The organism is Legionella drancourtii LLAP12 (assembly GCF_000162755.2).
In the GTDB taxonomy this organism is placed as follows: Bacteria; Pseudomonadota; Gammaproteobacteria; order Legionellales; family Legionellaceae; genus Legionella; species Legionella drancourtii.
In genome coordinates, this window is sequence record NZ_JH413832.1 from 58,960 (window position 1) to 71,241 (window position 12,282).

Genomic DNA, 12,282 nt, shown 5'->3' on the forward strand with positions numbered 1-12,282 from the left:
AAAAGCCCTTTTTCTTTTAGCTTTACAGCTTTGCCTCGGTTGTGTAATCGAATAATACTGAAAAAACCAAGTCCAGTCAGCACTTAGCTCATAAAAATCCTTTACGAATGAATTAAATGCACGTTATTATGAATCCCATTAATTTTGGGCAAGGATTGTCGTATTTATGCAAGGAGCTACATCACCTAAAGAAAATAAAAAAAAATTGGTGATTCCTCATCATTGGAAAAAACATTTTCCCTCAGAGAATTTTTGGGGATTGTCCATTCTTATTGTGGTATTAATTGGTTTGCTGTGGTTTTATTTTGCCAACAAAAAACCAAAAATTAATGGTGTAAAAGCTCTTCCTGTTGTCACGGCAATTTCTACCGCACGTGATGTTCCTGTTTATCTTCCTGCTTTAGGGACTGTTACTCCTGTTTATACGGTTACGATTCAATCGCAAATTAATGGCCTCTTAATGAAGGTCTTGTTTAAAGAGGGCGAGTTGGTTAAAAAAGGTCAGTTATTGGCGCAAATCGATGAGCGTCCTTATCAGGCTTTGTTAATTCAGTATGAGGGGGATTTAAAGCGTGATACCGCTCTTTTAGAAAATGCTAGAATTGACCTTAAGCGTTATCAAAAATTATGGAAAGAAGATTCTGTTTCACAACAAGTTCTAGCAACGCAACAAGCATTAGTAAAACAGTATGAGGGTAATGTCGAAACAGATTTAGGTTTAATTCAGAGTACCAAAGTCAATCTGATTTATTGTAATATCATCTCACCTATTGATGGACGCATAGGCTTGCGCTTAGTTGATCCAGGCAACTTCGTACAAACTACGAATACTGGGGGTATCGCGGTTGTTACAACCAATGATCCGATGACGGTAATTTTTCCCATTGCAGAAGATTATGTTCCGCAAATTATTCCTCAAGCATATGCCAATAAAGCATTGGTAGTAAAAGCTTATGATCGTCAGCAAACAAAATTACTGGCAACAGGGAAACTGCTGGCATCGGGTAATCAAATTGATCCAACCACTGGTACTGTAAAACTAAGGGCTGTATTTGATAATAAAGAAAATAAATTATTTCCTAACCAGTTCGTGAATATAAAAATTCTGGTAAATACGTTGCACAATGCCACTCTAGTTCCTTCTTCAGCAGTGCAACATACCACAACGGAGGATTTTGTTTATGTCTTCAATGCGGATAATACCGTAACCGCCAAAAAAATTATCATGGGACCTGCCAGTGGAGATGATACCGTGATTACAAGTGGTTTAGCGCCCGGCCAACACGTAATTGTTGATGGTGCTGATAAATTAATGAATGGCTCAAGGGTTGTGGTACAAGCTTCATATACTATTAAAAAAGCCCACGTTTCCCAGTATGCTCTTCGCAGCACAATGAATCATGATGGCAAGGTGCATAGTGTCACATGAGTATTTCCGGCCCATTTATAGCAAGAGCAATTGCAACTTCATTATTAATGTTTGCCATTTTCCTCAGTGGAGTGCTTTCTTATAAATTATTACCTGTTTCTGCTTTACCCGATGTAGAATACCCTACAATCCAGGTTTCAACTTTTTATCCAGGCGCCAGTCCCGATGTAATGAGTACTACGGTAACTGCGCCACTGGAACGGCAATTTGGACAAATGCCAGGCTTGGAGCAAATGACTTCAAATAGTTCTAACGGTTCCTCTATTATTACGTTGCAATTTAATCTGGAGGTGGGGTTAGATGTTGCTGAACAAGAAGTACAACAATCCATTAATGCAGGCAGTAGTTATCTGCCTAAAGATCTGCCTAATCCTCCTGTTTACAGTAAAGTAAATCCAGCAGATACCCCCATTATTACTTTGGCTTTAACATCAAAAAACATGCCTTTGACCAAAGTAGAAGACTATGCAGAAACGCGCTTGGTACCTAAAATCTCCCAGTTAACCGGCGTTGGTTTGGTTAGTATTGGTGGCGGACAGCGCCCGGCTGTTCGTATTCAAGCCAATCCAAACGCATTATCTTCTTATGGTTTAACAATGGAGGATGTGCGCACTCTGGTTGTTGCTTCCAACGTGAATGCGGCTAAAGGAAATTTTGATGGTCCACGCTTAGCCTACACGATTAATGCAAATGACCAGCTTTTATCTGCATCCGCTTATCGTCCCTTAATTGTGGCCTATCAAAATAGTGCTCCGGTGCGTTTATCTGATGTCGCTCAAGTGATTGATGGGGCAGAAAATACCATGCAAGCTGCATGGATGGATAAAGAGCCGGCAATTATTCTTAATATTCAACGTCAGCCTGGTGCCAATGTTATTGAAGTTGCCGAGCGTGTTAAACGTTTATTGGCGCAAATGAGGGCAGCTATTCCTGCTCAAATAAATGTGGAAGTGCTTACCGACCGTACCACCAGTATTCGTGCCTCAGTAGAAAATGTGCAACTTGAATTGCTCCTTTCTGTAGCCTTGGTCGTTATGGTGATTTTTCTGTTTTTACGAAAATTACCGGCAACAATTATTCCCAGCATATCGGTTCCGTTGGCGCTCGTGGGCACTTTAGGTTTAATGTACTTGCTTGGATTTAGTCTGAATAACCTGACGCTAATGGGTTTAACCATTGCTGCCGGCTTTGTGGTTGATGATGCGATTGTTATGATTGAAAACATCATGCGTTATATCGAACTGGGTGAAGCACCATTAGACGCTGCACATAAAGGAGCTGCCCAAATTGGCTTTACCATTATTTCCTTGTCGATTTCATTGGTTGCGGTATTAATTCCTTTATTGTTTATGGGGGATGTCGTTGGGCGATTATTTCGTGAGTTTGCATTGACCTTAACTATAACTATTGCAATCTCAGCTTTTGTCTCTCTAACCTTAACTCCCATGTTGTGTTCACGAATATTAAAACCTGAAAGCGAACGGAAAACGAATAAGTTTGAACAGTTTCTAGAGAATAATTTAAATTATGTGATTGAACGTTATAAAGGTTCCTTAGGCTGGGTACTTGCACGTCAACCGTTTATTTTATTGGTTTTTTTCATTACGGTATTGATCACGGCAATTTTGTTGTACCTCATTCCTAAAGGATTTTTTCCCATCCAGGATACCGGCGTAATTCAAGGAATTTCTGTTGCGGCAGATTCTCTTTCTTTTCCCGCTATGGCTGAGCGTCAGCAAGCTTTGGCTGATGTTGTGCTTACCGATCCTGCCGTTGAAAATCTTTCATCATTTATTGGTATAGATGGTACCAATGCAACATTAAACAGCGGGCGTATCCTTATTAATTTAAAACCATTAGATGAGCGTCTTGATGCCAGTGAAGTGATTAATCGTTTGCAATCCAAACTTAAAAAAGTTGTTGGTGCAACGCTGTATATGCAGCCAGTACAGGATTTAACGATTGATACGTTAACTAGTCGTACACAATTCCAATACAGCGTGAGTGCTCCAGATAGTGCTGATGTAACAAAATGGTCGCAGTTAATGTTAGAGAAAATGCGGAAAATTCCTATTTTGAAGGACGTGAATAGTGATCAACAAAATAAGGGTTTAGTGACCACCATTAATATCGATCGCGATACAGCTTCCAGGCTGGGTATTACCATGCAAATGATTGACGATACCTTATATGATTCCTTTGGTCAGCGGCAAATATCGATTATGTTTACTCAACGTAATCAGTATCGAGTAGTACTTGAAGTCGTACCTTTATTGCAAAAAGCAGCAGTTGCCTTTGAAAATTTATATATTAATTCAACAGTTACTAATTCACAAAGCCCCGGTTCCGCAACTCTGGTTACTAGCAGTGGCTCCGTGCCTTTCAAAACTTTTGCCAATCTTTCGCAAACCTTAGGGCCGTTAGTGATTGCACATAAGGATCAGTTTCCAGCGGCAACCCTTTCTTTTAATCTTGCCGCAAATGCTTCTTTAGGGGATGCCATCACTGAAGTTAATGCAGCAAAAAAAAGCCTTAACATGCCGATTAATGTCGAGGCGGGATTTCAAGGGACCGCAAAAAGTTTTGAAAACGCACTGGCGAATGAAGGTTGGTTAGTTGTTGCGGCAATTGTGGTGGTTTATATTATTTTAGGGTGCTCTATGAAAGTTATATTCATCCGTTAACTATTCTCTCTACTTTGCCTTCTGCTTCTATGGGGGCATTATTGGCTTTATATTTGACGAATAATGAACTCAGTATTATTGCCTTGATTGCGATTATTTTGTTGATTGGTATTGTGTTGAAAAATGCCATTATGATGATCGACTTTGCTTTGGAACAGGAGCGCGAATATAAAAAAAATCCTTTCGATGCAATTTATGAGGCGGCCTTACTGCGTTTTCGTCCAATTCTCATGACGACTATGGCTTCGATGTTAGGCGCTATACCCTTGGCTTTAAGTAGCGGCATGGGTGGGGAATTGCGGCGCCCATTGGGTATTGCCATTATTGGTGGTTTGATTGTTAGTCAATTAGTGACGCTCTATACCACGCCCGTTATTTACCTGACTTTTGATCGTATTTCACGACGGGTGATGGAGTATGGTCGGAAGAATCACGGCTCGCAAGAGGTTGAAACGTGAATCTATCTGCATTGTTTATTCGCAAACCAATAGCAACAATTTTATTGGCTTTAGGTCTAAGCTTTGCTGGTATTCTCGCTTTTAATTTATTACCTGTGGCACCATTGCCACAAATTGATTTCCCAACCATTACCGTTCAAGCTTCTTTGCCTGGTGGCAGTCCCGAGGTTATGGCAACTTCTGTAGCAACTCCTTTGGAACGCCAGTTAGGTCGTATTGCTGGCATTACGCAAATTACCTCATCCAGTACGTTGGGGCAATCAAGTATTACGATTCAATTTGATTTATCACGTGATATTGATGGTGCTGCTCGGGATGTACAGGCAGCCATCAATGCGGCGTTGAGCCAATTACCCACGAATTTGACGAATAATCCTACTTATCGCAAAGTTAATCCAGCCGATGCACCAATCATGATTATTGGCCTGACTTCTGATAAGTATACCCCCGGGAAAATGTACGATGTCGCATCGACAATACTCCAGCAAAAAATCCTACGTATTGAAGGAGTTGGGCAAGTAAACGTAGGCGGTGGTTCATTGCCGGCTGTGCGCGTGGAAATTAATCCAACAACACTCAATAAATATGGAATAGGACTAAATCAGCTGGCAACAACCATTGCCGCAGCAAATGTGAATCAAGCCAAGGGACAAGTTGTTAATAACGATGGCACGTTGTCAACAATTAAAAGTAATGATCAAATGCTCAAAGCCGCGCACTATGCGCCGCTTATTATTTCTTATAATAATAATAATCCGGTGCGGCTTTCTGATATAGCCAATGTAATCGACTCGGTGGCCGATGTACATAATGCGGGACTCGCAAATGGAAAACCGGCTGTTCTGCTGGTTTTATTCAAGCAACCTGGGGCAAACGTAATTAAGACGGTGGATTATGTGAAAAAAATATTGCCGCAATTGGAAGCTTCGATTCCTAGTGAGATTAACTTAAATATTTTAATGGATCGCACCACCACAATTCGGACCTCCTTGCATGATGTGGAGTTAACCTTATTAATCGCCATGTTCTTGGTAATTTTTGTAACCTATCTTTTTCTCGGCAGTGTGCGTGCTATGTTGATTCCTGGGATTGCCGTCCCCTTATCGTTGTTAGGTACCTTTGCGGTAATGAAATTATTAAATTACAGTTTGGATAATTTATCATTGATGGCTTTAACTATTTCAACTGGCTTTGTAGTTGATGATGCTGTAGTGGTTTTGGAAAATATTTCACGTCATATTGCTCTGGGTAAAAAGCCACTGCAAGCGGCTTATGATGGTTCTAAAGAAATTGGCTTTACCGTATTATCTATGAGTATATCTTTAATTGCCGTTTTTATTCCTATTTTGCTGATGACGGGTATTGTCGGGCGCTTATTTCGTGAATTTGTGGTCACGCTTTCAGTCGCTATTCTTATTTCATTAGTGATTTCTTTAACCTTAACACCCATGATGTGCTCGCGATTATTGCGTGGAAATGAAGGGGAACAAACGAATCATTTTATGAATTTTATGGAGCGTGTTAAATTGCGCTATAGCAAAGGTTTGCGTTGGGCTTTAGTGCATCCAACAATGATGTTAGTGCTTACTGTTGGTGCTATTTTTCTTACCATTTATCTATTTGTCGCGATCCCTAAAGGATTTTTCCCCCAACAAAAAACAGACCGTATTGCTGGCTCTTTACGGGCGGATCAAAATATTTCATTCCAAGCGATGAAGGAAAAATTGATCCAATGTGTTTCCATTATTAAACAAGATCCTGCCGTAGCGAATATTGCCGCTTTTATTGGTACTGGTCCAGGTGGTAATACCTCGAATACAGGGTCTGTATTTATTATGCTCAAAGTTCCTAAGCATCAAAATATTCCTACGGAGCAGGTCTTAGCACGTTTACGCAGTAAATTAACGGCAATCAAGGGGGCTACTTTGTACATGCAATCCGCGCAGGATTTAACCATTGGGGGTAGAATAAGCGCGGCACAATTTCAGTACACCATGTCCTCTGACAGTTTGCAAGATCTTGCAAACTGGACCCCACGTATTATGGAACAATTGGCTAAGATTCCGGGTATTTCTGATTTGAATAATGACCAGCTCAATCACGGTTTGCAGCTTTTTGTGAATGTGGATCATGACACTGCTTCGCGTTTTGGTATTACCCCAGCGCAAATCGATCAAGTACTCTATCATGCTTTTGGGCAAAGTCAGATTTCAGTGATGTATATGCCGATGAACCAATATTTTGTGGTGATGAATGTGGCGCAAAAATATTGGCAATATCCTAAGGTATTGGATGAGATTTATGTGTTGTCGGCAGCAGGAAATGAGGTTCCACTATCTGCATTTGCCAGCTTTAAACCCGGTTCTACCTTATTGTCGGTCAATCATCAAAGCCAAACACCGGCAGCTACTTTTTCATTTAATTTAGCTCCAGGAACCTCGCTTGGAGGAGTGGTAAATACGATTACCGATATGATCAGTAACATGGGATTGCCACCCACCATGCGTGGGGCATTTCAAGGCACCGCGCAAGCATTTCAAGAATCTTTTGCTAATGAAAAATATTTGATTATGGCAGCATTATTGGCAGTATATATTGTGTTGGGTATGCTGTATGAAAGCTTGATTCATCCCCTTACTATTTTATCTACGTTGCCATCGGCCGGCGTTGGTGCTTTATTGGCTTTAATATTATGTCGTACGGATCTGAGTATTATTGCGTTTATTGGCATTATTTTGTTGATTGGTATTGTGAAAAAGAATGCAATTATGATGATTGATTTTGCCTTGGATGCTGAACGCCAAGAAAATAAATCGCCGCGAGAGGCAATTTATGAAGCTGCCTTATTACGTTTTCGTCCAATTATGATGACGACTATGGCTGCTTTGTTAGGTGCTTTGCCCTTAGTGATTGGTTTTGGGGTCGGCTCTGAATTAAGACGTCCATTGGGTATTGCTATTGTTGGTGGTTTAATCCTTAGTCAATTACTTACTCTGTATACCACGCCCGTGATTTATTTAGCATTGGATACAGCAAGCATACGTTTACGCCGATTCATGGCGCAAATTAAATCTACACGAGGTGCCTATGGTCACTCATCCTAATCGATTACTTAGATGGTCAATAGTACCTCTAATAACCTGTTTGCTTTCATCCTGTCTGGTCGGCCCTAATTATGTACGCCCAAAGGTAGTCGGTTCGCCTGAATTTAAAGAGGCTAAGGGCAAAATGGTGGCAGGACCTAAAAATAAAAACTGGAAGCCTATAAAGCCCCAAGATGACCTGGATCGTGGTGAGTGGTGGAAAATATTTAAGGATCCGGTTTTAAATGATTTAGAGGAGCAGTTGAATCATTACAATCAAAACATCGCTAACGCACAAGCAACTTATCATCAATCCCTTGCCATCGTTGATGAAGCTCGTGCCAGTTTTTTTCCGACAATAAGTAGTACATTTAGTCTTCTTCGTCAGCGTCAGGGTGGTGGTGCAACATCCTTTATCAGCTCATCCGGGGGCTCAACTTCAGTTGGTACCGCAGCAACGGGTTCGCAATCAACAGCAAGGACATCAACCAGTTATACCGGGATCCTAAATGCAAGTTGGGAACCTGATATTTGGGGTTTGGTTCGTCGCACGGTGGAGGCAGATCGTTCTTTAGCCGAATCCAACGCCGCTTTAATTGGCGTAACGCGATTGTCAGCCCAAGGCTCTTTAGCGCAATATTATTTTGAATTACGCACTTTGGATAAGAATCAACGATTTTTAGATAATACGGTCAAGTCATATAAAGGCATATTACAATTAACTATTAATCAATATAAATCAGGGGTTGCTTCGCAAGCGGATGTAGTGCAAGCACGAAGTCAATTGGAAACAGCACAAGCGTCGGCATTGAATAATGGTATTTTACGTGGTCAGTATGAGCATGCAATTGCGGTGTTAATTGGTCGTCCACCAGCGTATTTATCCTTAAAGTTTATGCCATTGCAAACAAAGCCACCAACCATCCCGTTAACAGTACCTTCAGTGTGGTTGGAGCGCAGACCAGACATTGCACAGTCGGAACGTTTATTGCAACAATACAGCGCCTTAATAGGTGTTGCGGTGGCAGCTTATTTTCCATCACTAAGTTTAACAGGTTCCGCCACCGCTTCAGGTAATAGTTTTCATAAACTGATTCATACACCTTCCGTAGGTTGGTCTGCTGGTTTGCAATTGGCGGAAACTATTTTTGATGGTGGTTTGCGTGCCGCGACAGTACGCGCCGCAAAAAATGCTTATGTTGCGCAACTTGCAGCATACCGCCAAGTAGTTCTTACTGCCTTTCAGGATGTCGAGGATAATTTGATTTCCTTACGTATTTTACGTGAGCAAAGTGTAGTACAAAATAAAGCTGCCGCCAGTGCTCGCTTAGCACTTAAATTAGTGCTTAATCAATACAAAGCGGGAACGGTGAATTATAGCAGTGTGCTTACGGCGCAAATTACTGCTTTTGCCGCAGAGCAGGCTGCTAATAATGTGGATGGTTTACTCATGACCTCTGCGGTGGGTTTGATAAAAGCTTTAGGCGGTGGTTGGGTGAGCGAGGTTAGCAAGTAGCGATTACTGCTTTTTATCTGGTATTGCCCCCAAACTCTGCATCCCGCGAACAGGTCCCTGGATGCAGAGTTTGGAAGGGCAGGCGTAAAAGATATAATAAAGTGTCATTCGCAACAGTCCTTTGAGAACGTCTAAATTTTGTGAAATAAAAATGCGTTGATGCTTAAGTGAGAACAGCTCAAATTAATAATCAAAATTCGCAAAATCACCTAAAGCTTCATTTGGTGTTGTTGGCGTATTTTTGTAGGTGCTCGTAGCAAATAACCCAACTCCAGCAAGAACAGAAGCTACTCCTAAACCGGCGACTACTAATCCTACTGTGCCCAAAGTTGCAGCATTAAGCACCGTAAATGCAATGGCTATGGCGGTAATCCCTAGGGCTGCAATAAAACCACCTAAAACCTGCGTGCTAATATTCATGGGCGCAGAAGAGTTATTTAATGGGCCGTTATTATTATCTAATGATGCATGTTGATCTGTAGTCATTGCTTTATACTCTTTCTCGCTCAAATAAACGGTTTGCATACTAGGAGGAAAGATGTTCAGTTGGTTTGATTTTCTGAAAAAATTTGGAACGAAATTGTCGCTCAAATTAAGTGAAGTTACGCTAGGTGGTAGTGCGGCGAATGCCTGGGCTAACTCAGCTTCGGTTTTACCGCCAAGGTAATTGTAGTTTAAATGAAGTGAAGTCACATTGGGTGGTATTGCGGCGAATGCCTGGGCTAACTCAGCTCCGGTTTTGCTGCCAAGGTAATTGCCGCTTAAATCAAGTGAGGTCACGCCAGTTGGTATTGCGGCGAATGTCTGGGCTAACTCAGCTCCGGTTTTTTGGCTAAGGTTATTGTTGCTTAAATTAAGTGAGGTCAGGTTGGGTGGTAGTGCGGCGAATGCTTGGGCTAACTCAGCTCCGGTTTTGCTGCCAAGGTCATTGCTACTTAAATTAAGTGAGGTCACGCTGCGCGGTATTGCGGCGAACGCCTGGGCTAACTCAGCTCCGGTTTTGTCGCCAAGACGATTGTGGCTTAAATCAAGTGAGGTCACGCTGGCCGGTATTGCGGCAAATGCCTGAGCTAACTCAGCTCCGGGGTGGATACTAAGAAACTCATTGCTCACAAGGTGATTGCGGCTTAAATTAAGTGAGGTCACGCTGGTTGGTATTGCGGCGAATGCCTTGGCTAACTCAGCTCCAGTTTTTCTATCAAGGTCATTGCGGCTTAAATCAAGTGAGGTCACGCTGCGCGGTATTGCGGCGAATGCCTGGGTTAATTCAGTTTCGGTTTGGAGGCCGAGGTGATTGTTGCTTAAATCAAGTGAGCTCACACTGGGCGGTATTGCGGCGAATACTTGGGCTACTTTAACTCCTTTTTTTTCATCAAGGCTATTGCGGCTTAAATTAAGTGAGGTTACGTTGGCTGGTATTGCGGTGAATGCCTGGATTAACTCAGCTTCTGTTTTTCTGTAAAGGTCATTGCTACTTAAATTAAGTGAGGTCACGTTGGCTGGTATTGCGGCGAATATCTGGGCTAACTTAGTTCTGGTTTTTCTGCCAAGTTGCTTGAAGCTCAAATCAAGAGAGGTCACACTAGTCGGTCTTACTGTGAATATTTGGACTAATTCAGCTCCTCTTTTTTGGTAACGGTCATTTTGCGTGCCCAATTGTTGCTGCATAGAAAACCTTTGTACTCGTCATTAATATAATGTCATTCATTTTACAAATAGAGTTTTATTATGTCAATTTAAAAGGTTTTTAACATAGATTTAATTCCGTTTTAAGGGCTTGTGATTTCATTAATTGTTCTGCTGATTGGAGAGATAAAGCTTGAAAAGCATTTTTCAGGGTAAGGGGAATGGCATTTACTTAAGGAACTATTATCTTTTACACCTGAAAATACCCAGCCCCTACTTCCCGCAGACAAGCCGCGGGAAGTAGGTAGCGGATTTTTCCTTAACTTGACGCTTATGGCCATCACAGGGAGAAGGGCGTTTTGAGCTGGGAGCGGTAACAAACAACAATTGTTTTTGTTAATGAAACTGTGTTGTACCTTGCATATCTTCAATAATAAACGCTAATTTTTCACTGGCAGGCACTTTAGTATTTTTCAAGGCGTTAACTAAATGCTCTTTTGCTTTCAGCGGATTTTTATGATTAAAGTAAATTGATTCGGCAATTTCAGCAAGGAAACAATCTGAATTTAAGTCTTTAGATTTTTGTATTAACCGCTCCGCGTTTAAGAAGTCTTCATTTAATGCCGCGACTAAAGCCAAACCACCCCAAGAATCAGCTAATTCAGGAACAATTCCTGCAGCAGCTTGATAAATAATTAACGCATCATCTACATTATCGAGCAGTAATAGGCACCATCCCAGGGCAATATAGGCATCATAGAATTCAGGGTAAATTTCAATTGCTTTTCTTAAACTGTGCTCTGCTAAATCAAGAGCGCCCTGACTCATGTGAACATTGCCTAAAGCAAACCAAAGGCGGCAATCATCAGGATTGAGCTGCAGTAATTTTTCTAGTTCTTCTACACTTGTTTCTTGCGTAGTTAAGCGTGACAGCGCATCAATTAATTGTGCATCATAATTATCAGGATTTAATGCCAAAGCACGAGCAGATGCTTGGGCGGCGCGCTCTATTTCATCCAGGTCAAAATACACTAAGGCCAGTAATCCTAATGCTTCTGAATCATCTGCATCATGGGCTAATACATCATTGATTAAATCACGCGCTTGTTCTAAATCTCCTTGTCCATGCAGTATGCGTGCCATGAGCAGCTTGGCCTCTGGATGATGTTCTCCCTTAATTAGGGGCGACAATACTTGGGCGGCATTTTCTAAATCAGAAGCAATAAAATGGGTGAACCCTAAATTGTAACGCAGAGCAGGTGTTTCTTCATGATTTAATGCTTCAATAAAATACTCTTTCGCTTGCGCAAATTGTCCTTGATTTAAATGAAGCAAACCTTGATGACCAAGACATGCTATACGATCAAGGGCACTGGCTTTATTTAGATATTCTTGAGCTGAATCTAAATCATCCAATTCAAGATAAAGATCGCTGATTTTCACTAATAGTGTGAGATTATTTTCATCTTGTGCTAAAAAAGAGAGA

7 protein-coding genes are annotated in these 12,282 nt (G+C 41.4%); 5 read left to right on the forward strand and 2 right to left on the reverse strand.

The genetic code is table 11. The annotated features are described in order from the left end of the window. Positions 1–166: 166 nt before the first annotated feature. The 5 genes from LDG_RS11585 to LDG_RS11600 are packed head-to-tail and all read left to right on the forward strand — an operon-like array spanning position 167 to position 9,170. A complete protein-coding gene (locus LDG_RS11585) occupies positions 167–1,429 on the forward strand; it encodes an efflux RND transporter periplasmic adaptor subunit (RefSeq protein ID WP_006871566.1) in 1,263 nt (420 codons plus the stop codon). Beyond that, positions 1,426–4,113 (forward strand): efflux RND transporter permease subunit, encoded by a 2,688-nt coding sequence (locus tag LDG_RS11590; protein ID WP_006871567.1) that lies wholly within the window; start codon positions 1,426–1,428, stop codon positions 4,111–4,113. The genes LDG_RS11585 and LDG_RS11590 overlap by 4 nt, the downstream gene beginning before the upstream one ends. Beyond that, a complete protein-coding gene (locus LDG_RS20625; RefSeq protein WP_324602964.1) occupies positions 4,083–4,571 on the forward strand; it encodes an efflux RND transporter permease subunit in 489 nt (162 codons plus the stop codon). The genes LDG_RS11590 and LDG_RS20625 overlap by 31 nt, the downstream gene beginning before the upstream one ends. Beyond that, a complete protein-coding gene (locus LDG_RS11595) occupies positions 4,568–7,675 on the forward strand; it encodes an efflux RND transporter permease subunit (RefSeq protein WP_040535601.1) in 3,108 nt (1,035 codons plus the stop codon). Before LDG_RS20625 ends, LDG_RS11595 begins: the two co-directional genes overlap by 4 nt. Then, positions 7,659–9,170, forward strand: coding sequence for an efflux transporter outer membrane subunit (locus LDG_RS11600; protein ID WP_040535604.1), 1,512 nt, complete (start codon positions 7,659–7,661; stop codon positions 9,168–9,170). Before LDG_RS11595 ends, LDG_RS11600 begins: the two co-directional genes overlap by 17 nt. A 183-nt stretch (positions 9,171–9,353) precedes the next feature. Here the strand turns inward: LDG_RS11600 and LDG_RS20630 are convergent, their stop codons facing one another. Continuing rightward, on the reverse strand, positions 9,354–10,838 hold the full coding sequence (locus tag LDG_RS20630; RefSeq protein WP_006871571.1) for a leucine-rich repeat domain-containing protein: 1,485 nt from the start codon (positions 10,836–10,838) through the stop codon (positions 9,354–9,356). 354 nt (positions 10,839–11,192) lie between these two features. Continuing rightward, the coding region (locus LDG_RS11610; RefSeq protein WP_040535607.1) for a tetratricopeptide repeat protein at positions 11,193–12,282 on the reverse strand (1,090 nt) is incomplete at its 5' end.

Coding starts and splice junctions, on each gene's coding strand:
- LDG_RS11585 (WP_006871566.1), top strand. CDS start 167: ATGCAAGGAGCTACATCACCTAAAGAAAATAAAAAAAAATTGGTGATT.
- LDG_RS11590 (WP_006871567.1), top strand. CDS start 1,426: ATGAGTATTTCCGGCCCATTTATAGCAAGAGCAATTGCAACTTCATTA.
- LDG_RS11600 (WP_040535604.1), top strand. CDS start 7,659: ATGGTCACTCATCCTAATCGATTACTTAGATGGTCAATAGTACCTCTA.
- LDG_RS20630 (WP_006871571.1), bottom strand. CDS start 10,838: ATGCAGCAACAATTGGGCACGCAAAATGACCGTTACCAAAAAAGAGGA.